This is a genomic window from Burkholderia sp. KJ006 (genome assembly GCF_000262695.1).
Taxonomy (GTDB): domain Bacteria; phylum Pseudomonadota; class Gammaproteobacteria; order Burkholderiales; family Burkholderiaceae; genus Burkholderia; species Burkholderia vietnamiensis.
Genome location: NC_017920.1, coordinates 2,135,652 through 2,157,156, shown reverse-complemented (window position 1 = coordinate 2,157,156; position 21,505 = coordinate 2,135,652). Strand labels below are relative to the sequence as shown.

The window sequence follows — 21,505 nt, the reverse complement described above, 5'->3', positions numbered from 1 at the left end:
CGGGCTATGGGCATGCGTTAACTGTGCCGCACTCAATCCAGCGCTCTATAATCCTTCCGTCTTTCGCAGTATATCTAACCCTCCAGAACTTGAGGTCGTCAGAAATATTCAACAATTCAACCACATCCCCTTTTATTATGTAGGATTTTGATTTATTTTTACTGAATGGTTCTGCGTATAGGTACGCTCGATTCGCGATCACCTGCCTATTCTTGGATGCTTTGCTGTCCTTGGTCAGGTAAACGTCGAATGGGCCGTAAAAAAAATCACCATCTGGATTTTTTGTCACCTTCCAGTGTAGCTCTCCGTTATTTAATGAAATATCCGAGACTCCATTTTTTGCGCCAAAGAACGAGAAGAAGTTGATCGTGGCGTGCAAGCCGTCGGGCGACATCGTTCCATCCAGATTGTTCGTTCCTTCTGGGTCGCAATCAATTCTTCGCCCTTCATCGGTGATAAAGCAATAGCTCCCTGCGACTTGATTGCCTGAGGATTTGTGTAATTTAATGACAAAAGTGGAATAAGGCTTCTTGCCTTCGTGTTGAGCAGACACATACCGCCATTCCCCAAGAAGTGGGCTCACCTCAGTTTGAGGCACTTGCGCAATCGCCGCCTCGAATCCAATAAGAAGGCACAGACCAATAAAAATGCGCATCAATCTATTCATAGTTTTACCTGAAGGCAATCGTCAACACGGCCAAGCCAGCCCTTCAAAAAAACGACTTGGCTAGAATCATTGTCGACCAGCATCTTGTAATATTTCCGGCGAATTTCTGCGATATCCTGGAGCAACTGGTCCTGATCTTGAACCGCGTTTATCGCTTTGATTGTATTGGGGCCAAGACCGCCATCTTCACCCACCCCGGCTCCGTATTTAGAATTCAGCATTTTCTGAATTTGCTTAACGGCGCCGCCAGATGTAATCGTCCAGTCGTATGTCATAAGAGCAACGCGGTCGTCACGGAATTGGCAAAATCCTTTAGGCTCCCAGAATCTCTTCAAATAAATTACCTCCGCTTGACTCTCTGTAAGCGCTTTTAGATTTTCGACGGTTGGCTCAACCCCAAGATCTTCCTTGGCATATTTCTGCCACGTCGGCCAAGCTATCCCTCTATTTGTGAACCCACCTTTATCGTTTTTGTTGTTCACAATTCCACCCTCGTGATTCAGAATAATTTTAGATATCTTCTTGAAGCGAGCGGCGCAATCGCCACAACCCTCTTCGCTTTTTTGGGCGAAGTTTCCAATCAACCCGATCGGATGGAGATGCCACGGGTTAGGGTCCTTCGGAAAACCCTTCACGCTGGTGACCTGCTCCCACCACTGCAACTTACCGATTCGTTCGATTTCGGTCTTCCACAGCCACAGCAGCTTCTTCATCAGCGGCGACAGCGCTTCCCACTTACCCAGGCCGCCGCCCCATTCACTTTCGCAGCGCACGACGAGGTGGGAGAGGGCTTCTGCCATCCACCGCGTTTCCTGCGCGTGCTTCAGTTCCTGAGCCGTCACTTTCCCATCGTGGTTCGCGTCAATGGCCTTCTCGAGCGTCGTTATAAGCGGACTTCCGTTGACCGTGGCCGCGCTCGTCTCGAATTCGGTTTTATCTTCGTCGGCCAGAAACAGTTCTGCGACGTGGATGTAGCGCTTGAGCATGTCGATCGGCATGATGCTACTGTTATCGATCAGTTCGAAGCCCGGCCAGTCCCACGGCCCGCACATTCGCACGAGCGGATGGTCTCGCTCGCATACCCATCCATCGCGTGTTTTGCCGTCCTTGGCGCCGATCGTCACGTAATACCAGCGGCGCCCCTTGTCGTCTTTCGCGATGCTCCCCGCGCCGTTCTTCTCCAGGTCGGCAGTTCGGAACACGTCACGGAAATCCGCGCCCGGCCCCTTTGCGTTCGAGAAGCTCAACGGGAAATCCTTCCAACCGGGTACGATTGCGGTAGTGGTCGTGTCGGCGAGGCTGCCGTCGACCCAGACAGGCGTACCGGCGTCGTTGAATGCCGGTTTCGCGTGGCGGCTGCCATGTACGGGGGCGGCCGTTTTCGGTTGTACCTTGACCCACTTGCCCTTCGAGTCGCCGGCGAGAGGTGCAAGTTTGACGCCGGGTTGCAACTTCTGGTCCGGTTCCGGCAGATCGCTGACCAGCCGCGCGCCCGGCGAGATTTCCAGAAACGCTTTGGACGCAGGTAACTGCTTGGCTCGCTCTCGACTCCTTTGGATAAACGCTTCGAGCTCGGGGCCGGCGAACACCTCCAAGTGCAGCAGTGGCCGAGTCGGTTTCGCTGGCAACAGCTTCGCATCCGGGTAGCGCAGATAATGACCGAGGTGGCCGATCACGTCGCCTGCCTTGACTGCGTATGGTTGTTTGAGCACCACGACCGTGTCCAGCGGTTTCGTGTCCACTATAGGATCAAGCTCCCCCAGGAAGACGTATCCGTACGGTGCGTGCGGTGATACAGGCTGACCGACGGTTGCTGCGACCGCGGTACCGGTTTTGATCGTCTTGATCTTCGCCCAACCGGGCTTTGCCTTTGCCTGTTCGTCCGTATCCGAGACAATCAATTCCGCACCCTTCGGCAAGATGCCAATGATCTTGCCGTTCGGCAGATCACGGATGCGGAGCCCCATGATCGGGGAGGGGAGCGGTGTCGCGTCGTTCCCTGCTTGATCCGGTTCGGCCGGCGGTTCGAAATTGTTTCGGATGAGGTCGCCCAGCGGATCACTATCGGCACTGTTTCGCTGCGGCGGCATAGGTGCCTTCGGCAATGGGCCATCTTGCTTGTCCTGCGCTTTTTCGCCGACCCGGTAGTAACGGTCGCCTTCCCAATACGGCATCGGCGCTATGTTCAGCTTGGATAGGTCGACTTGAGCGACCTTTGCCTGTTTCGCTGCCGACTGGTAGCTATTCCAGTCCATCGTATGCATGTACAGGCTGAAGAGTGTGAGCGTCTCATCCGGCGCCGGTTTGTTCTGTGCCGGCGTCGAATTGGACGCTGGTACGGGCTCCCCATCAGAATTTTTCGCGGGGGCCGGTTTCGGCGGCGGAGGCGGTGGCAATTGCAGTTGATGGCGGACCAGTACGAAGCCCGTCGAATATAGCGCGTGCCGGCCGTCCTGGTAATCCTGCTCCGGATATTTGCTGTCGAGTCTGTACGCGACGACTTCACCGTCGGCAATCGCGCGAATGCCGTCGCCTTGCTTCAGTTGCGCGCTCGTGTTTTGGTCGAAGTGGATGCCGCCGTGCCACATACCGTTCGCGCCTAGCAGGCTGTTGAAATTGGATACGGTGTAAACGGGCGTTGCGAGCGGTGCGTTAGAGATATCGTGTTCATGATCTTGGGCAGACGAGAGCGATGCGCGGAATGGACGAGATGCAAGAACCGCTGTTCACGACGGTGAAGCTGGAAGACTTCGTGCCGGCCGATCACCCGTTGCGGCCGCTTCGGCTGCTGGTCAATCAAGCGCTGAAGCGGCTCAATGGGCTGTTTGGCACGATCTACGCGGATAGCGGCCGTGCGTCGATTGCGCCGGAGAAACTGCTGCGTGCATTGCTGCTGCAGGTGCTGTACTCGGTGCGCAGCGAGCGCATGTTGATGGAACAGATGCGCTACAACCTGCTGTTCCGTTGGTTCGTCGGACTGGCGATCGAAGACGCCGTCTGGGACCACTCGGTGTTCTCCAAGAACCGTGATCGTCTGCTCGAGCACGAAGTGGTCGAAGCGTTCTTTACCGAAGTCATGAGCTTGGCCGACAAGCAAGGGCTGCTGTCCAGAGAACACTTCTCGGTCGATGGCACGCTGATCCAGGCTTGGGCCAGCCACAAGAGCTTCCGGCCCAAGGACGGCTCGGACGATCCACCAGCCGGCGGTGGTCGCAATGTCGACACCGACTGGAAGGGCAAGCGGCGCAGCAACGATACGCATGAATCGAGCACCGATCCGGACGCGCGCCTGTTCCGCAAGGGGCGGCAAAGCGGAGCCATCCTTTGTTATCAGGGGCACATCCTGATGGAGAACCGCTCGGGCTTGGTGGTCGGCGCGGTGGTCAGCCACGCTGACGGTTTCGGCGAACGCGCAAGTGCGTTGCGCTTGCTCGATTGCGTGCCGGGCCGTCACGCCAAGACGCTCGGCGCCGACAAGGGTTACGACATGCGCGACTTTGTGCGGGACTGTCGTGCGCGCAAGGTGACGCCGCATGTCGCGCGCAACGACGCGCATCAAGGCGGCAGCGCGATCGATGGCCGCACCTCGCGGCACGCCGGTTATGGCATCAGCCAGGTGATTCGCAAGCGCATCGAAGAGCACTTCGGCTGGGGCAAGACCGTCGGCAGGATCCGACAGACCGCGTATCGCGGCATCAAGCGAGTCGACCAGCACTTCAAGCTGACGATGCTGGCGAGCAACCTGACTCGAATGGCTCGAATACTGGCAGCGGTGCCGCAGGGAGCAGCGCGATGAGCCGCCCAACCGTAGCTGTTGCGCGGCAACGCGCCGGCCGGCCCGCTCGCAAGCGGGGCATCCGGCACGATTCGTCAGCAACTCAGCGGCCAATCGCATACGAAACCCTTTTAAACAGTGCCCCGATCGTCGGAACGAGGCGCTTTTCAACAGCCTGCTAGTGGATAGGATCCATCCTCAGCGACCGCAAGAGCCTTCATGTAGGTCATCGGATCGGATGCGTCCTCCTTGCCGGCGGGAGTGAATGGGAAGGCCCAGTTCAGCGGCGTGTAAGGCGGTGTTGCGGGTGTGCTCGGCGCGGCTGCGGGGTTGGCCGGCGCGGCTGGCTTCTGGGAAGGTTTTTTTTTGCTCATGTTTCTCGGAATCTCTCGTTTTCTCTTTTTTGTCGCTACGGGGTTGCCAGGCCAGGCGTCAGCCGGAGAAGAGCGAACCCCGCCCGCCGTCAGTCGACACCGGTGTTGCCTGCAACGGATCGCGAATCGTCCCGCTCGCGCCGCTCGACTTGTCCCAATTCCCGCATTTTTCCAGAATCTGTCCGGTCGTCACGTTCTCGATCAAACCGCCCTTGATGCTGATATACGAGCCGCCCGCGCCGATCCACACCTCCTTCGCGGCCGTCAGAATCAGCCGTCCGTCCGCGCTTTCGATCTTCACGTCCTGCAGCCCCACCAGCGAGGCCGAGCCGCTTTGCGCCTGAATGTCTACCGGTCCCTTTGCCGCGAAAATCTTGACGCCGAGGTTTTGCGCGAACAGGCTGATTCTGTCGAGCACACTGACCAGTAACGCTTTACCGGCGGCCAAGTTAACGTTCTTGCCTGCAACAACGTTCGCGTGCTGGTTCGCGGTCACATGCACCGATTGCTGCGTCGACGCGGCGATACCTTCAGGACTCGACAGCAGCATCACCGGTTTCGAAAAACCGTTCGCATTGCCCGTGCCGCCGCCGGCAGTACGGCCGCCGCTGGCAGAACCCGCGACCGTGTGCTGCGTTGCGTCGGTGAACGACTTCAGCGCGGCCTGACCGTCCTGGAGGCTTTCGGCGCGGTTCGTTTCACTGGCCTTCGACACGGTCTCGAGCACGGCTTCCGCGCCGGCAAGCGGATCGGTGGCGGCCGTTACGTTCAGCGGCTGGGCGGTGGCCGGCTGCGTCGATACATAGAGGCCCTGTTCGGCGCGCACAGCGCCGTACGCGCCGGACTTCAGGTCGAACCCGTTGCCAAGGAACGAGCCGCGCGTGTTATCGGATTGTTCGATCAGGTAACCCAAATGCAGGTGAGAACTGTAGCTAGACGAGTAGAGGTGAACCCGGTTCTGCCCCGTCGCATCGTCCATGACGAGCTGGTTGAAGCCGTCGCCGCCATACTCACGCGAACGAAACCCGGACAGCAGGCCGTGCGTATGCCACACCGGCATCGTTGCGCCCCCATGCAAACGCGACACGATGACGGGCCGGTCGCAGTCGCCATTGACGAATCCGAGGAGCACCTGATCACCTTTGCGCAACGGGAAGTAGCCGCCGCGCTTCGAGCCTGCGTCCGGCATCGCCGCGCGAATCCACGACGTCGACTTTGTATTGCGATCGTTCCGGCTGTTCGACGTCCGGACCCGCACGCGATTGCCATCGTCCGTGGCGATTTCTTCGTCGCTATCGGTTACGACGATCGCCGTCTGCAAATGCATCTCCGGCTTCTGATGCTCGAACGGGCTGCGGAACGGCGTCTTGCGGCGTTGCGCTTCGATCTCGACGTGGAAGAATCCGATACTGCCATCGCGGTGGCTCACGGTCGCGCCGGCCCCGGCCGCCTTCACCTGTTCGATCTCGCTGCGCAGGCTGCGCGGGAAGCGGGTTAGGGCGTCCATTCCTGGCAAGTTGTTTTGAATCAGCCAATCGCTCGCGATGATCGACAGTTCGCGCTCTTCGTCAGGCAATGCGTCGAGGACGGGATGCCCCGACACTTTGAACCAGTAGCCGGGCAGCGCGTAGCGGGGACTACCGATCGCAAAATAGCGCTTTGCCCTGGACGCCCATTCCTCGGTTCGAATACGCGCCTGTTGTTGTCCGGCATCGGATTCGGCCCAGGTCTGTGAGCCGGTATATAGATAATCCTCGCCTTGGCCCGGCAGATCTTCCAGGTCGGCCGCCGGCATGCTGATTTGTTTGTCGAGATCCGGGCGCTTGTAGTCGACGGTGCCGAGCGCAAGCGTTGCGCTTTGTGCATCTTGCTGCTCGCTCAGCTGCGTGAGGCCATCGAAATCCTCGTCGGTACCCGCGTGGCTGAACTTCATCTCCGAATTCGGCAGTGACGGCCCGAAATACAGGTCGTCCATCATCACGACCTTGTGCGACTTGCCATCCTTCGCGAAATCGAAGCGCGCAAATACGCCGACTTCCTCCAGGCTGCGATGCACGAAATTCCAGTCGGTTTCCCACTGCACGCGGTGCGAATACGAGCGCATCGCCGCGCGCAGTTCCTGCCCATAGTTACCGGAAGCCTGCGAATGCTTGTCGAACACGTCGGTGAGAATTTGCCAGCCGCTCGCTTCCTGCCAGTCGCGCCGATCGCTGCTCAGCTTCAGAAAGCTCAGCCACGAAGAAAACTGAAGCTGGAAATACGAGACGCTCCCGTCGTTTCCGAGGCGGCGAGCCCGCTGCACATAGCCATGGATCGGCAGATAGCCGCCGTCGGTCTGGCGAATCCACAGCGTGACGGGTTGCAGCATCAGCGCGCTGAGCTTGATCTTGTCGCCCATGACGGACGACGCGTCGACGGTCACTTCGAAATTGCGCCCGAGTCGCGCGTTGACCTTGACGTACAGCGGCGTGAGCCAGTCCTCGCCGAGCGGCGTGTCGAGTTTGACGATGCGATCGAACTGCGCGTAACCGCCGCGCAACACCTTCAGCAATACTTCCCCGCTCATGCCATTACCCCGTTTCTCGAGAACGCGATCGTTATCCGACATCCCGGCGCCGGAATTGTGTCAGTGCCAAATGAATCTTTCAAACACATAACGATTTATTTGGATTTGCTTTCATTTTGGTGCGGAAATCCTATAAGCCGCGCCTCGGCTGATCGCGCGAAAGATCATATCAAAGGGAATTCAATACGGTAAATGTCCGGTAACCATTTTTGAAAGTCTTCTCGAAACCATCGGGCATGTAATTTTTACTATTTTGTGGCTGTCTCGTTATGTGGTGAGTAAATAATTACCGATTTTCGATGCGGCGTCATATCCCGTCACCGGATGATAAGGGGCACATCGTCTTTCCGTCGGCAACGTCGAGCACGAGTGCGCACGCGCCCCCTACCTGGACGTACGCCAGCATCAGTCACTTTCCTGACCGGAGTTTTCATCCGGATAAGACGGATGGGTGCTTGATATCCTGCCTTTGATATAGGCGATTCGGTTGCGATATGCGTCGAGTAAGCACGCACTGTCTGCGCAGGAATTGCGGACCGTCCTGAGCCATTCGATTTGATCCAGCCGAATCGGGTCGTGATATGAGATTTCTTTCGAATCGGCTTGGCGCATCGCGACGTAGCCACGATTGACGGTTGCATCCAGCTTGAGCAGTTCTCGGTTTCTACAAATGAGAGATGCTCGCCATTCGTGCCTGGCTTACTGCAATCAAAAACTCTCCCTGCATGCGCCGGCGCACGGGGCGAGCGCTCGAACACGTATGCCCACGAACCGTCGGGGACTACCAGTTTGTCCGGCGATCACCCGTGCGTAACGAAATTGACCGTTCGCCGGTGACGCCTGCCACGGAGGCTTGGGCGGAAGTAGAGAACGCCGAGCTGCGATGTAGCGACGTACGAAGAAGGTAGCGCGAAGGCGGGTTGATCCACGAAAAACTCAGGCTCGCTCGGCGAAACGAGTGTCGTGAACCAATGAAAAAAGCCCTTGAAGACTCAAGGGCTTTTAGGGTGTTCTGGCGGAGAGAGGGGGATTCGAACCCCCGATAGGCGATTAACCTATACACGCTTTCCAGGCGTGCGACTTAAACCACTCATCCATCTCTCCGGAAGACCGAGAGTATAGCAAACTCTGGCGGCGGCCCGCCAGCCCCTCGATTTCCCGGCGGAGCGTCCGACGCTGGCGCGGCTGCCGGGGTCGGTCATGCGTCTTCGGCCCGCCAGGGAAGTCGTGCCTGCCACCGGGCATCGGCGCTCTCTTGGATCAGGCGATCTATGCGCATCGATCGCATCCAGGCGAAGACGCGAACACGCATGCAATCGCGCGTCGCACACCTCCAAGTCGACACCCCCGACGCCGGCCGACATCCACTGCACATTGCGCACGCAGACCAATGCAATCCATTCGCTCTACTGCGCATGAAGCCCGCCTTCATCGTGACGAGCAATTCGACGTACTACGCGGTTCATCACGGCCCGCTTGCCGCGCTTTATTGCCCGATCACGGTCAATCAAGCCAGCCGCCGAGCATTCCATCTTCCGAGCATCGAATGCCCACCGATCCGTCGCGCCACCCCTTCGAACCCCGACATTTCATTTCTCTTTCGCATTCGTCGCGCGTGTAAGGTTGTGCGCCTTCCGCAGTCCCGAAGCCTGCCCCGATAGCGGAATAACCGCGGCCTTTTCACCACCAGGCCCGCACAAGACCTTACAAAACGAATGGAAAGTGTAAAAATCACGTCGCTTGACGCGATGCGCGTCGGCATTTATTGTCCGTCTGCCGTACGTGAGAGAGCACGTACGTCAATCGCAGATGCGCGCATCTGCGCACACCACAACGCGTAGCAAAAAGCAGAAAAGGAAACGTGGTTGCCACATGAAGCCGCTATTCGACGACAAGAAATCCGATGCGGTCAGCGATCGTCCTTCCATGCCGTCTTCGGCGCCCGTCGTAGTATCCGCCGCGGCCGATGCAGCCAACACAGCCAACGTTCTAGTGCCGCCGGCGCATCCGACGGAGCCCGCGCGCCTGATCACCGTCGACGAAATCGATCAGCTCGGCGCCACGCAGGGCGCGCGCATCGCCGCCTTCTCGCAGCAGATCCTGGCGAGCGTGCGCGCGTCCGACGCCGACCAGTTCGGTGACAAGCTCAACGAACTGATCGCGACGGCGAAGGGGCTCGACCCGCGCGGCGCTGACAAGGGCGGCCTCCTCACGCAGGTCACGCGCCTGTTCCGCTCGACCAAGGAGAAACTTCTTTCGCAGTACGAGTCGGTGAGCAAGCGCATGGACACGCTCGTCGTCGAGCTCGAACACCACGCACAGCGGCAGAAGGCTGGCATCGACGAGCTCGAGCGGATGTACAACGACAACTACGCGCTGCATCAGGATCTCGCACAGGCCAAAGCGCGCGGCGAAGCGGCGCTTGCGGCGTTGCGCGCGCACGCCGCGGCAGGCCATCCTGCGGACGACGCGTTCGCCGCGCAACGCCTGCTCGACGTGAAACGCAAGATCGACGCGCTCGAAAGCAAGCTCGACGACCTCGATCGCGCGATGCTGATGTCGAAGCAGCTTGCGCCGCAGATCCGGATGGAGCAGGACCAGAAACGCACGCTCACGTCGAAGTTCATGACGATCAAGACCGTGCTGATCCCGGCATGGACCAACGCGTTCGCGCTCTACCTCGAGCAGTTGAGCACGAAGCGCGCGGCGGCGCTGGCGAACGCGACCTACGACGCGGCCGACGAGGCGATCCGCGCCCAGGCCGACCTGAACCGTCAGAACGCGCAGGAAATCGCGAAGCTGGGCCAGCGTCCGGTGATCTCGACCGACACGTTCGAATACGCGCAGCAACAACTGTTCGGCGCATTCGACGACGTCACGCAGATCATCGCCGACGGCAAGCGTCAGCGCGAGCAGGACGCACCGCGCCTGCGCCAGCTCGAACAGGAACTGATCACCCGATTCGCTCCGAAGCACAACTGAGAGAACCCCGCATGATTACGCTTGAGAAACGCGCGGCGAAGGTCGCGATCGTCCTCGAAAAACGTCAGCTGCTGAAGCCGCCCGTCGTGCGCGTCGGCGCCGCGCTCGATATCTCCGGCTCCGCGAAGCCGCTGTACGAATCGGGCGTGATCCAGGAGACGCACGACCGGATCCTCGGCATTGCGCTGAAGTTCGACGACAACGGCGAAGTCGATACGTGGACCTTCACCGAAGGCTACGACCGCCTGCCGACCGCGACGCCCGACAACTACGGCGCGTACATCTCCGACCACGTGCTGAACGCGCGGATCGACAAGTGGGGCGGCACGCAGTACGCGCCGGTGATGAACGACATCGTCGACTTCTTCTTCAGGGCGCCGGAGCCGAAGCGCGCAGCGAAACGCGGCTTCCTGAGCCGGCTGTTCGGCGCCGCAGAGGAGGCGGCGCCGGCCGCGTCGACGCCCGCGAACGGACACCTGCCCGCATGGGTGCTGTTCGTCACCGACGGCCAGAACCCGAAGAACGACCGCAAGCGCGTACGTCAGCTGCTGGCCGAATCGCAGCACTTCCCGCTGTACTGGTCGCTCGTCGGCGTCGGCGATCCAAGCGAATTCGACTTTCTCGCGGAAGTCGCCGATGACATGCCGAACGTCGGCTTCCTGCATCTCGAATCGCTCGACGTCAGCGACGAACAGATCTACGAGCAACTGATCACGCAGGAATTCTGCGACTGGGTGCGCGCGAAGTAAGCGCGACCCGCCCGCCCATTTTTCCCCAACCCGATTACTCCATCATGTTGAAAGACTTCAAGATTCCGCTGGCCCTTACGGTGCTCGCACTGGTCGCCGCTTATCTGCTCGGCGGCGTGAAGGACATGCTGATCGTCGCCGTGCTGTCGGTGCTCGAAATCTCGCTGTCGCTCGACAACGCGGTCGTCAATGCATCGGTCCTCAAGAACTGGTCGGAGAAGTGGCGCAACCGCTTCATGGTGTTCGGCCTGCCGGTCGCGGTGTTCGGCATGCGGCTCGTGTTCCCGCTGCTGATCGTCGCGGTGATCGGCCATATCGGCCTGCTCGACGCACTGACGCTCGCGATCGAAGCGCCGGAGAAGTACGCGGCGGTGCTGACGTCCGCGCATCACGAGGTGTCGGCGTTCGGCGGCGCGTTCCTGCTAATGGTGTTCTTCAAGTTCATGCTCGACAAGGAGAAGGACGAACACTGGATCGGCTTCCTCGAAGGCCCGATGCGTCATCTCGGCCGCATCACGGCGCTCGAAGTGGCGCTGACGCTCGCGATCGTGATCGTCGCGTCATTCTACGTGCCCGCGGCCGAGCAGGTCAGCTTCCTGCTCGCCGGCGCGTTCGGCGTGATCGGCTTCGTGATCGCGCATGGCGTGGGCGACCTGGTCGGCGGCGAGGATACGGGCACGCGCGTGGTGCGCGAAGGCGTCGCGGGCTTCATGTATCTCGAAGTGCTCGACTCGTCGTTCAGCTTCGACGGCGTGATCGGCGCCTTCGCGCTGTCGAACAACATCTTCCTGATCGCGCTGGGCCTCGGCGTCGGCGCGGCCTACATCCGCGAGATGACGCTCGTGCTGCTCAAGAAGGGCACGCTCGCGCAGTACCGCTATCTCGAGCACGGCGCGTTCTGGGCGATCGGCGCGCTCGCGACGATCATGTTCGTCGGCGTGAAGCTCGACGTGCCCGAGATCGTCACCGGGCTGATCGGCGCGGCGACGATCGCAGCGGCGGTGGGGTCGTCGATCGTCGTGCAACGCAAGGAAGACCGGGCCGCCGTCGTGGGCGAGTGAGCGCGCGGCGCGCAAGCGATCAAACGAAGGGCCGCGCGGTGCGGCCCGGCATTGCCGCCGGCGCAACGGCGGTTCCAGCAGAAGAGGTTCAGATGATCAATTTGTCGAAAGGCGGTCGCGTCAACCTGTCGAAGGAAGCGCCCGGCACGCAGAAATTCCGCATCGGTCTCGGTTGGGACGCGAACGGGACGGACACGGGCACGGACTTCGATCTCGACGTGTCGGTGTTTCTTTGCAAGTACGACGCACAGAGCAATCCGAAGCTGATCTCGGATCAGCACTTCGTGTTCTACAACAGCGAGGTGCGCACGATGGATCGCAACGAAACGTTCATCCAGCCCGGTGACGACTTTCCGAAGCGCGGGATGCCGGCGTCGAAGTGTCTGGGCGTCGTGCACAGCGGCGACAACCGCACGGGCAGCGGCGACGGCGACGACGAAGTGATCTTCATCGACATGACGAAGCTGGCGGCCGACATCGACGAGATCTCGGTGATCGTGACGATCGATCAGGCTGAAGCGCGCCGCCAGAATTTCGGCCAGGTGCGTAACAGCTACATCCAGATCGCCGACGAAGTGTCCGGCGCGGTGATCGCGAAGTACGCGCTCGAGGAAGACTTCTCGATGGAGACGTCGGTCCAGGTCGGCAGCTTCTATCGGCGCGATGGCCAGTTCATGTTCAAGGCGGTCGGCGCGGGCTACAACCGCGGGCTCGGCGACTTCGTGCGCGCATACGGCGGCGCCGTCTGACCGGCGGCCGCGCCAAGCGAACCGCCGCGGGGCAGGACACACGCGATGAAGAAGCCGTCCGACCGGCCGAAGCCGCTCGAATTCGACACGACGCCCGTGCGCACGGTCGGGCGACCGCTGTTCGACCCGCCGCCCGCCGCGGGCGCGTCGGGCGAACGCGCGCCCGCGCGGCCCGTGCCGCAAGCGCTCGAGTTCGGGCCGGTGCCCCAGCGTGCGCCGCGCGCGGCGCACGTCGATGCGCCCGGCCGCGCGCTGTTCGGCGGATCGAATCACCCGCAGCTCGACGCGTGCTTTCGCGCGGCGCAGGCGCGCTTCCCGAATCTTTATCCCGATTGCGCGCCGCGCATCGAGCGGCACATCCGGCAACTGGTGCCGCTCAAGCTCGCGACGGTCGCGACGATCGGCGACTCTGCGCTGGAGACGGCCGGCAACCTCGTCGAGGCCGTCGCGGCGACGACCCGCGAGTTCAACGCGTTCGGCGCGGCCGAGATGATGGCCGGCATGCTCGCGCAGGCGACGCGCAAGGCGGGCAGGTTCGAGCGCTGGTTCGGCGCGGCGTCCGCGGAGGTCGACTACCGCGCGGCGCTCGGCGCGCTCAAGCATTCGCTCGGCTTCTTTCCGCGCCGCACCGAAGAACTCGCGGCGAAGGTTCGTCACGCGGAGGAGCATCTCGTGATCGTGCTCGCCGCGTTGAGCGCAGTCGCGGACGTCGTGCGCGCGCCGGATGACGCGGGCGTCGAACGCACGCTGCACGATCGCCGCAACATCGTCGCGCAGACGGTTCGGCAGATCGGGATGCAACCGGCGCAGCTGCGCGCGCTCGACGAACGCGTGACCGATCTGTTGTCGCGCGCGGATCATCTGATGAACGTCGTGCTGCCGGCGGCGCTGGCGGCGCGGCCGCAGCGCTGAGCGGCGGCGGTGAGCGCACCGACAGCACCGACAGCACCGATCACAACGCCGGGTGACACAAGCAACGCCAGCAACACGATCGACGCCAGCAGCGCCCCCACCATGCCCGCATGCTCCACCGCACGCGATCCGGTTTCACGTGTCTTGCCTAGAGTCTGCTATCTTCCCCGGCATTTCATCGTTATCCCGTTGCCATGACCGACCGCATCGTCGCCGCATTCGATTTCGACGGCACCATCACGACCTCCGACAGCTTCCGTCATTTCGTTCGCTACGCGGTCGGCACGCGGCGATTCGCGTGGGCCGGCCTGCGCGCGCTGCCGTGGATCGTCGCGATGAAAGCGGGGCTGCTGTCGCGCGGCGACGCGAAGGCGAAGTTCGCATGGTTCGCGCTCGGACCGGCCGGCGAAGCCGCGCTCGACGCGCTCGCGCGCAGCTTCGTCGCCGACTATCTGCCGCAGCTCGTGCGCGCCGACATGCTCGAGCGGGTGCGCGAGCATCGCGCGCGCGGTCACGAGGTCGTGCTGGTCAGCGCATCGCCGTCGCTGTATCTGGAGAAGTGGGCGAAGACGGCCGGCATCGATACGGTGCTCGCCACGCGCCTTGCCTTCGAGCGCGGCAGGTTCACGGGCCGGCTCGCGGGCGAGAACTGCTGGGGGCCGCAGAAGGTCGTGCGACTGCGCGGCTGGTGGGGGAACCGGCCGCCCGCCACGCTGTTCGCGTACGGCGACAGCCGCGGCGACAAGGAAATGGCCGAACTCGCGAACCACGCATGGATCCGCGGACAAGGCCCGCTGCCGCCCATCGCCGAATGACGCGATCGGCGCGTGCCGTGCTCACGCGTCTTGCTGCAAGTGCGGCGCGCCGCCGGCCGGACCGCGACGCGCACCCCATCGGTTCGCACGCTTGAACGTCCCGACGTCGTTGAAGCGCACGCCGACGTCACGCAGCGCCGCGTGCGCGGTGCGCGCGGTCAGCTGCCGGATATAGAACGGATCGCGCACCACGAAGTGATGGATCGCGTGCGTGCTGCCGAAATTGCAGCAGAACAGCTGAAACGGCAGCATCCACCATGGGTTGAGCACCTGGGTCTGCTGGATCACGTTGCGCGGATCGATGTCGCCGAAATAATGCATGTTCGAGCTGACGAAGTTGATGCAGAAGCTGCGCACGAAGTTCGGCGCCAGCCACACGACCGCGACGAAATCGACGACGTGCATCGCGCGCGCGATGACGACCGGCACGCTCGCCGCGTAGCCGAACGCATGCAGCACGAACGACCCGGCGTGGTAGACGATGAACGCATGCCACAGCGCGTAGTACAGGTGTCCGAGCGGCATGTACGACGACACCTGCTCGACGCGCAATTGCGCGCGCTCCGCCGCGTCGCGCACCGGTTGCGCGGCCACGTACCGGCGGACCTTGCGGCGCATCGCCTGCGGCCGCAGCACGACGGCGAGCATTCCGTCCGCGAGCATCAGCAGCCGCTTGATACCCCACGGCTCGCCGTTGGTGATGCCGAATTCCTCGAGATCCGATTCGCCGCCCGACACCTTGTGATGATGCAGGTGCATGCGGCGGCGCGTCCACGGGTTGATCGTGCCCGGCCGGGCGAGCCAGCAGAGCGCCATCATCAGGTGATGGGCCCACGGCGTCTTCTTGAAGTACATCAGATGGATCAGGTCGTGTTCGAGCTCGTGAATCAGCGACGTGACGAACGCGACGGCCGGCACCGCGACGTACCACGCGATCGCGCCGCGCGCGTACAGCCACGCGATCGCCAGCATCGCGGCGACCGATACGGCCATCACGGTCGCGCCCACGAGGCTCTGCTGGTCGAGCAACGGAAAGCGCGCGCGCAGCGCGTCGCTCGCCGCATTGACCTCGCGGCGCACGTACGCGACCTTGTCCGCGTCGTCGCGAAAAACGGGTGGTGCGGGTTGGCTCATCGACCGGAATCCATGTGGAAAAAGTGAGGCGCAATGCCGATCCCGGCAGGATAGGCCGCACGAGCCGCGCGCGCGAGGGCCGCCGGTGCCAATTGCGGTGTCATTTCGGGCCATCGCGTGCGGGGCGCCCGCCATTGCCGCAGGCAGCAGGCCACAGGCCCTAGAGGCGCGCCGCGGTGTCATCACGGGCCGCCGACGCTACAATCCGCCGAAACCGCCCGGGAGTCCGCCGCATGGCCCAGTCAGTCCCGGATGCCGCGCGCCAGCTGCAAAAGGCGACGGTGTCCTCCGCGTATGCGCTGTTCATGCTGATGCTGGCGGAGGAGCGCGGCATCGACGGCGATCGCATCCTCGCCGGCTCGGGCGTCGAGCGTGAGCGGCTCGCGCAACCCGACGCGCGCATCACGCCGTTGCAGCAGGCGGCGATCGTGTTCAACCTGCTCGACGCGACGAACGACCCGTCGATCGCGATCGAGATCGGCCTGCGCAGCAGTCTGACCAAAGCCGGCTTGATCGGCTTCGGGCTGATGAGCTGCGCAACGCTCGGCGAGGCCATCGCGCTCGGGATCCGCTATCTGCCGACACGTGTGCCGTTCTTTTCGGTGCGGCTCGTGCAGCTCGACGGGACGGTCGACATCGACGTGTACGACGCGTTTCCGCTCGGCCGGCTGCGTCAGTTCGCGGTCGAGAATTTCCTCGTCGAGACGGCGATGCTGTTCAACTCGCTGCTCGACCCGGCGCCGGCGCGCACGTGGCAGTCGCGCGCGGAGCTGCATTTCGAATGGTCGGAGCCGCCGTGGTTCGAGCGCTACCGCGCGCGGTTGCCGCGCTGCCATTTCGATGCGAGCGCGAATCGCATCCGCTGCGACGCCGCGCTGCTCGACGAGCCGATCGGCACGGCGAACGCGCCGACCGCGCAGATGATCGTGCAGCAATGCGACGCGGAACTCGCGCGGCTCGGCTATGCGGAAAGCATCGTCGAGCGCGTGCGCAACCTGCTGATCTGCGGCGCGCACGGCTATCCGTCGGTGGACGACGTCGCGCGCGAGCTGCATGTGTCGACGCGCACGTTGAAGCGCAAGCTCGCGGAATTCGGCGCAACCTATTCGGCGCTGCTCGACGAAATCCGGCTGCGCGACGCGCTGCGGCTGCTCGAGGGCACGCAATTGCCGGTCGACGAGATCGCGGCGCGGGTCGGCTACACCGACCGCGCGAATTTCACGCGCGCGTTCAAGCGTTGGACCGGCGTGGCCCCAAGCGCGCGGCGCTGATCGCGCCGGCGGCGCGGCCCGTCGGCGGTCCGATCGTTCAAATCATCGCGATCCAGTTCGCACCGCGTCCGCCCGCCACGCGTGCATGCGGCGTGAGCGTGCCGTCGTCCGGCGCGATCGCGTACACCGACACGTATTCCGACAGCTCGCCGCACGCGACGAGCCAGCGTCCCGACGGATCGATTGCGAAGCCGCGCGGCTGCGTTTCGGTGGGCGTCGCATGCGCGGGCGCGTACGTGCCGTCGGGCGTACGGCGATAGCACAGCAACTGGCTCGACGTCCGCTCGCTGACATAGGCGAACCGTTCGTCGGGCGTCAGGTGCAGATCCGCCGCCCATACGGACGGCACGGCGGGCGCCGGCGGACGCGCATGGCCGTGCGCGAGCCCCGCGACGGCCGGGTGATGGGCGCTGACCTGCGCGTCGCCGAGGCGGCCGCTCGCCGCGTCGCGCGTGAAGGTCGCGAGCGTCGCCTGGAATTCGCTGACCGCGACGAGTGCATGGCCGTCGCGCGCGAAGTGCAGGTGACGCGGCCCGAAGCCGCCCGGCACGCGGGTTTCGCCGTGTTCGAGCACACGCAGGCCGTCGGCATCCTCGACCAGCGCGAACGTGAAGATCCGGTCCGAACCGAGCGAGCTGACGTAGGCGAAACGATTGTCCGGCGACACGACGACCGCATGCGCTTTCGCGAGGTCGGTCACGACCTGCAGCGGCGTGCCGTCGCCGTCGCGCACGCGCGCGGCGTCGTAGACGCTCAACGAGCTGCCGCCGTACGACGCGCCGAGCAGCCAGCGGCCGCTGCGGTCGAGCGACAGATAGGCATGGCTCGCGTCGATCGCGGTCGCGCCGACGCGCGCGAATGCGCCGCTCGCCGGCGCGATGCGGAACGCGACGATGGCCGGTTGCTCGCCGCGGGTCGCGACGTACAGACGCGCGCGATCGGGCTGCACGGCGATCGGCATCACGGCGTCGCCGGCCGGGTAGCGGGCGAGCGGCGCCAACGCACCGTCGGACGCGAGCGAGAAGGTGGCGAGCTCGCCGTCGGCGGCATTCGATACGACGACGGTCAGGCGATCAGTGTTCGGCATGGCGGAGCATCGTGGTGGGTGTGATGAGGCTGGGGTCGGCGGGCCGCGCGGTCGGCATGAGCGGGCGCACGTGCGACTTCACTTTCGGGACGGCCGGTGCGCAGGCGGCGCGGGCGGGCAGAGCGGGCGAGGTCAAGGAGTCTCCAGTCGGGCGACGCGCGGGGCGAAGGCCTTGGGTGGCGTCAGCGGTGGTGTATCGAGTAGCGGACGGGTATTTGTGGTATGTCGTCGTATGACATGGTACGACGTTGACTTCGAGGTGGCGTCACGGGTTTACCCGAGAGGCCGCGGCGAAGGTCGCCCCCGCGCAGCTTTTCGGCGTACCCACAAGCGGTTGCGGCAAAATACGCGCCGCAACCGCGCGCCATCGGCGGCGCTATTGCGCGGCGCGGTTCGCGTGCCGGAAGATGATGGGCAAGGAGCGACGCGCCATGCGAACGCCAGCGATTTCACGCGCCGACGAAGGAACAACGGATCATGCAGGAACAACGACAGGGGCGGCACTTCTTCGCGTTCAACGGCGACGCGGATGGCTTGTGCGCGCTGCAACAACTGCGGCTCGCGGAGGGCGAGTGCGGCACGCTGGTGACCGGCGTGAAGCGCGACATCAGGCTGCTCGAGCGCATCGACGCGCGGGCGGGCGACTGCGTGACCGTGCTCGACGTGTCGCACGACCAGAACCGCGACGCCTGCGCACGGTTGCTGCGCGACGGCGCGGCGGTGCGCTATTTCGATCATCACTTCGCGGGCGAACTGCCCGGCGCACCGCATTTCGACGCCCATATCGACACGTCGGCCGACGTATGCACGAGCGCGCTCGTGAACCGCTACCTCGCCGGGCGGTACGTGCGCTGGGCGATCGTCGCCGCGTTCGGCGACGAACTGCCGGCGCTCGGCTGCGCGCTCGCGCGCGACTGCGGGATCGACGAAGCCGACCGCCGCACGCTCGCCGAGCTGGGGCTGTACCTGAACTACAACGCGTACGGCGACTGCGTCGACGATCTGCATTTCGATCCGGCCGCGCTGGCCGATGCGATGCTGCCGTGTGTCGATCCGCTCGAATTCGTGCGCGACACGGCGGTGTTCGCGGCGCTGCGCGACGGCTATCGCGACGACATGGCGCGCGCCCGCGCGCTCGTGCCGCTGCGCGACGTGCCGGGCGCGACCGTGATCCGGATGCCCGCTCAGCCCTGGGCGCGCCGCGCCACCGGGATGCTCGCCAACGAGCGGATGCGTCATGCACCGCATGCGGCGCTTGCGGTGCTGTCGCCGTGTGCGCAGGGCGGGCTGGTGGTCAGCGTGCGCGTGCCCGATGGCCGGCCGCTCGGGGCCGACGACTTCTGTCGCGCTTTCCCGACCGGCGGCGGACGCAAGCGCGCGGCGGGCATCAACCATCTGCCGGAAGCCGAGTTCGACGCGTTCGTCGAGCGCTTTGAAGCCGCGTTTCGCCTCGACTGACCGACGCGCGCGACGCGCATGTGACGCTCATGTGACACGCCCGCCGCGGCCGGCGAACAATCCGGCGCACTGGCAGTGGATGGACGGCTGCGGCGCGGACGCCGCGCCGTACTTCCGCATCTTCAACCCGGTCACGCAGGGGCGGAAGTTCGATTCGCAAGGTGCCTGCGTGCGCCGTTGGGCGCCGGAACGCGCGGGCCTCGACGCGGCGACGCTCCATGCGCCGTGGCACGCGTCGCCGCTCGCGCGCGCGGCGGCCGGTGTGCGGCTCGGCGTCGACTATCCGGCGCCGATCGTCGATCACGACGACGCGCGTCGCCAGCGCTCGATGCCTCGCCACGTTGCCGAAGCGTCGTTAGCCGCTGCACACACGCCGGCTTGCCGCATCAGTTGCACGACGCCGCGCGCTCGAGCAGCGCGAGCGCGACGCCCGCGTCGAAGTAGGCCGCGCCGCACCACGCGACGAACGCGAGCACGCCTGCGGCCAAGGCCGCGCGCATCATGCCCATGCGGCCCCGCGCGGCGCGGCGCGCACGATGCGCGCATCGTCGATCGGCAGGTGCAGCAGCGCGGCCAGCACGCCGAGCGCGATCGAGCCGATCCACAGCGGCAGGTACGAGTGCGTCGCGTCGTACACGCGTGCGCCGAGCCATACGCCGAAGAAGCTGCCGAGCTGGTGGCCGAAGAACACGAAGCCGAACAACGTCCCGATGTAGCGCACGCCGAACACCTGCGAGATCACGCCATTCGTCAGCGGCACGGTGCCGAGCCACGTGAACCCCATTACGGCCGCGAACACGTAGACGCTCGCGGGCGACAACGGCGCCGCGACGAACACGGTCATCACCAATGCGCGCACGAGATACAGCACCGCCAGCAGATACTTGCGCCGCAGCAGCCCGCCGAGATGACCGCACGCGTACGTGCCGGCCACGTTGGTCAGCGCGATCAGCGCGAGCGCGACGCTCGCGTGCCGCGCCGGCAGGCCGTGATCGAGCAGGTAGGCGGGCAGGTGGGTCGCGATGAACGCGAGCTGGAAGCCGCAGGCGAAGAATCCGATGTTCAGCAGCCAGAAGCCGCGGTGCGCGAATGCCTCGCGCAGCGCCGCGCCGATCGACTGGTCGGCGCCGTGCGCTCGTGCGGCGGCCGCTGCGGGCCGGTCGCGCACCAGCACGGCGAGCGGTGCGAGCAATGCCGCGACGAGCGCGAGCGCGACGAATGCATGCTGCCAGCCGATCCCGCCGATCAGCACCTGCGCGACCGGCACCATGCAGAACTGTCCGAGCCCGCCGATCGCGCCGGCGACGCCGAGCGCCCAGCCGCGCTGCTCGGGCGCAAACAGCCGGCTGAGCGCGCCGTAGATCGACGCGAACGCCGAGCCCGACAGCGCGATGCCGATCACGAGCCCGGCGCCCACGGTGAAGGTGCCGGTCGATGCGGCCAGCGCCATCGTGACGAGCCCGGCCGCATACAGCAGCATCCCGACGACGATCACGCGCACCGACCCGAAGCGGTCGGCAATCATTCCGGTGAACGGTTGCGCGACGCCCCAGACCAGGTTCTGCAGCGCGAGCGCCAGGCCGAACGCTTCGCGCGACCAGCCGTGCTCGAGCGTCACCGGCGTGAAGAACAGCCCCTGCACGTGGCGGATGCCGAGCGCGGCGCCCATGATCAGGCCGCCCGCGAGCACCGGCAGCCAGCGGCGGCGAGTGTCTTGTTCGATCGGGGTCATGCGTGTCTCCGGATGAAGGCGTGCGGCGCGACGGCCGCGTTCGAACCGATTAGACGATCGCGCCGCGTCGTCGCTCAAGCGATCATTCGGTCGGATTCGCATGCATGGCGGGAATGTGAGTCCGGGCGGCTACGGGTGCGCCGGGCGCGGCGATGCAAACCCGGCCGGGGCGA

Annotated in this window: 16 protein-coding genes, 1 tRNA gene and 1 pseudogene; 10 read left to right on the top strand and 8 right to left on the bottom strand. The window is 64.1% G+C overall.

The annotated features are described in order from the left end of the window. Window positions 1-4: 4 nt before the first annotated feature. Together MYA_RS29570 and MYA_RS09665 are read right to left on the bottom strand one after the other, a co-directional pair. Window positions 5-667 (bottom strand): hypothetical protein, encoded by a 663-nt coding sequence (locus MYA_RS29570; protein WP_081059467.1) that lies wholly within the window; start codon window positions 665-667, stop codon window positions 5-7. Continuing rightward, on the bottom strand, window positions 664-3,255 hold the full coding sequence (locus tag MYA_RS09665; protein WP_014723329.1) for a glycoside hydrolase family 108 protein: 2,592 nt from the start codon (window positions 3,253-3,255) through the stop codon (window positions 664-666). The genes MYA_RS29570 and MYA_RS09665 overlap by 4 nt, the downstream gene beginning before the upstream one ends. A 113-nt stretch (window positions 3,256-3,368) precedes the next feature. Here MYA_RS09665 and MYA_RS09660 point away from each other — a divergent pair, with 113 nt between their 5' ends. Beyond that, window positions 3,369-4,463 carry an IS5 family transposase gene (locus tag MYA_RS09660; RefSeq protein WP_009961431.1) on the top strand — a complete coding sequence of 365 codons (1,095 nt, stop codon included), beginning with the start codon at window positions 3,369-3,371 and terminating at the stop codon, window positions 4,461-4,463. 411 nt (window positions 4,464-4,874) lie between these two features. Here MYA_RS09660 and MYA_RS09655 read toward each other — a convergent pair whose 3' ends face one another. Next, window positions 4,875-7,382, bottom strand: a complete 2,508-nt coding sequence (locus MYA_RS09655; RefSeq protein ID WP_041493863.1) for a type VI secretion system Vgr family protein — start codon at window positions 7,380-7,382, stop codon at window positions 4,875-4,877. Window positions 7,383-8,395: 1,013 nt separating this feature from the next. Then, window positions 8,396-8,486, bottom strand: a tRNA-Ser gene (locus MYA_RS09650). A 768-nt stretch (window positions 8,487-9,254) separates the two neighbouring features. Between MYA_RS09650 and MYA_RS09645 the strand changes: the two genes are divergently transcribed. The 6 genes from MYA_RS09645 to MYA_RS09620 all read left to right on the top strand — a co-directional run bounded on the left by MYA_RS09645 (window position 9,255) and on the right by MYA_RS09620 (window position 14,650). Continuing rightward, window positions 9,255-10,364 carry a toxic anion resistance protein gene (locus tag MYA_RS09645; RefSeq protein ID WP_041493862.1) on the top strand — a complete coding sequence of 370 codons (1,110 nt, stop codon included), beginning with the start codon at window positions 9,255-9,257 and terminating at the stop codon, window positions 10,362-10,364. 11 nt (window positions 10,365-10,375) lie between these two features. Next, window positions 10,376-11,113, top strand: coding sequence for a VWA domain-containing protein (locus tag MYA_RS09640; RefSeq protein ID WP_011885465.1), 738 nt, complete (start codon window positions 10,376-10,378; stop codon window positions 11,111-11,113). A 44-nt stretch (window positions 11,114-11,157) separates the two neighbouring features. Beyond that, the gene (locus MYA_RS09635) at window positions 11,158-12,174 is read left to right on the top strand and encodes a DUF475 domain-containing protein (RefSeq protein ID WP_011885464.1); all 1,017 of its coding nucleotides are present in this window, start codon (window positions 11,158-11,160) and stop codon (window positions 12,172-12,174) included. A 92-nt stretch (window positions 12,175-12,266) separates the two neighbouring features. Further along, entirely contained in the window at window positions 12,267-12,923 is a 657-nt protein-coding gene (locus MYA_RS09630) for a TerD family protein (protein WP_034194585.1), read from the top strand. A gap of 45 nt (window positions 12,924-12,968) precedes the next feature. Next, the gene (locus tag MYA_RS09625) at window positions 12,969-13,835 is read left to right on the top strand and encodes a hypothetical protein (RefSeq protein WP_014723325.1); all 867 of its coding nucleotides are present in this window, start codon (window positions 12,969-12,971) and stop codon (window positions 13,833-13,835) included. 194 nt (window positions 13,836-14,029) lie between these two features. Beyond that, entirely contained in the window at window positions 14,030-14,650 is a 621-nt protein-coding gene (locus tag MYA_RS09620; protein ID WP_014723324.1) for an HAD family hydrolase, read from the top strand. A gap of 21 nt (window positions 14,651-14,671) precedes the next feature. Here the strand turns inward: MYA_RS09620 and MYA_RS09615 are convergent, their stop codons facing one another. Next, a complete protein-coding gene (locus MYA_RS09615) occupies window positions 14,672-15,784 on the bottom strand; it encodes a fatty acid desaturase (protein WP_014723323.1) in 1,113 nt (370 codons plus the stop codon). Window positions 15,785-16,017: 233 nt separating this feature from the next. Between MYA_RS09615 and MYA_RS09610 the strand changes: the two genes are divergently transcribed. Then, complete coding sequence (locus tag MYA_RS09610; RefSeq protein ID WP_014723322.1) at window positions 16,018-17,055, top strand: AraC family transcriptional regulator; 1,038 nt, start codon at window positions 16,018-16,020, stop codon at window positions 17,053-17,055. Between the two features lie 37 nt (window positions 17,056-17,092). Here MYA_RS09610 and MYA_RS09605 read toward each other — a convergent pair whose 3' ends face one another. Beyond that, window positions 17,093-18,142 carry a lactonase family protein gene (locus MYA_RS09605; protein WP_014723321.1) on the bottom strand — a complete coding sequence of 350 codons (1,050 nt, stop codon included), beginning with the start codon at window positions 18,140-18,142 and terminating at the stop codon, window positions 17,093-17,095. A gap of 477 nt (window positions 18,143-18,619) precedes the next feature. On the opposite strand from MYA_RS09605, the gene MYA_RS09600 reads away from it, so the two are divergent. Then, complete coding sequence (locus MYA_RS09600) at window positions 18,620-19,600, top strand: hypothetical protein (RefSeq protein ID WP_011885458.1); 981 nt, start codon at window positions 18,620-18,622, stop codon at window positions 19,598-19,600. Window positions 19,601-19,649: 49 nt separating this feature from the next. Next, a pseudogene (locus tag MYA_RS32580) lies at window positions 19,650-19,959 on the top strand (FAD-binding domain-containing protein); the annotation flags it as partial. Window positions 19,960-19,986: 27 nt separating this feature from the next. Here MYA_RS32580 and MYA_RS32405 read toward each other — a convergent pair. Together MYA_RS32405 and MYA_RS09590 are read right to left on the bottom strand one after the other, a co-directional pair. Continuing rightward, window positions 19,987-20,109 carry a hypothetical protein gene (locus tag MYA_RS32405; RefSeq protein ID WP_014723320.1) on the bottom strand — a complete coding sequence of 41 codons (123 nt, stop codon included), beginning with the start codon at window positions 20,107-20,109 and terminating at the stop codon, window positions 19,987-19,989. Further along, a complete protein-coding gene (locus tag MYA_RS09590; protein WP_011885457.1) occupies window positions 20,100-21,332 on the bottom strand; it encodes an MFS transporter in 1,233 nt (410 codons plus the stop codon). The genes MYA_RS32405 and MYA_RS09590 overlap by 10 nt, the downstream gene beginning before the upstream one ends. Between the last annotated feature and the right edge of the window lie 173 nt (window positions 21,333-21,505).

Coding starts and splice junctions, on each gene's coding strand:
- MYA_RS29570 (WP_081059467.1), bottom strand. CDS start 667: ATGAATAGATTGATGCGCATTTTTATTGGTCTGTGCCTTCTTATTGGA.
- MYA_RS09665 (WP_014723329.1), bottom strand. CDS start 3,255: ATGTGGCACGGCGGCATCCACTTCGACCAAAACACGAGCGCGCAACTG.
- MYA_RS09660 (WP_009961431.1), top strand. CDS start 3,369: ATGGACGAGATGCAAGAACCGCTGTTCACGACGGTGAAGCTGGAAGAC.
- MYA_RS09655 (WP_041493863.1), bottom strand. CDS start 7,382: ATGAGCGGGGAAGTATTGCTGAAGGTGTTGCGCGGCGGTTACGCGCAG.
- MYA_RS09645 (WP_041493862.1), top strand. CDS start 9,255: ATGAAGCCGCTATTCGACGACAAGAAATCCGATGCGGTCAGCGATCGT.
- MYA_RS09640 (WP_011885465.1), top strand. CDS start 10,376: ATGATTACGCTTGAGAAACGCGCGGCGAAGGTCGCGATCGTCCTCGAA.
- MYA_RS09635 (WP_011885464.1), top strand. CDS start 11,158: ATGTTGAAAGACTTCAAGATTCCGCTGGCCCTTACGGTGCTCGCACTG.
- MYA_RS09630 (WP_034194585.1), top strand. CDS start 12,267: ATGATCAATTTGTCGAAAGGCGGTCGCGTCAACCTGTCGAAGGAAGCG.
- MYA_RS09625 (WP_014723325.1), top strand. CDS start 12,969: ATGAAGAAGCCGTCCGACCGGCCGAAGCCGCTCGAATTCGACACGACG.
- MYA_RS09620 (WP_014723324.1), top strand. CDS start 14,030: ATGACCGACCGCATCGTCGCCGCATTCGATTTCGACGGCACCATCACG.
- MYA_RS09615 (WP_014723323.1), bottom strand. CDS start 15,784: ATGAGCCAACCCGCACCACCCGTTTTTCGCGACGACGCGGACAAGGTC.
- MYA_RS09610 (WP_014723322.1), top strand. CDS start 16,018: ATGGCCCAGTCAGTCCCGGATGCCGCGCGCCAGCTGCAAAAGGCGACG.
- MYA_RS09605 (WP_014723321.1), bottom strand. CDS start 18,142: ATGCCGAACACTGATCGCCTGACCGTCGTCGTATCGAATGCCGCCGAC.
- MYA_RS09600 (WP_011885458.1), top strand. CDS start 18,620: ATGCAGGAACAACGACAGGGGCGGCACTTCTTCGCGTTCAACGGCGAC.
- MYA_RS32405 (WP_014723320.1), bottom strand. CDS start 20,109: ATGGGCATGATGCGCGCGGCCTTGGCCGCAGGCGTGCTCGCGTTCGTC.
- MYA_RS09590 (WP_011885457.1), bottom strand. CDS start 21,332: ATGACCCCGATCGAACAAGACACTCGCCGCCGCTGGCTGCCGGTGCTC.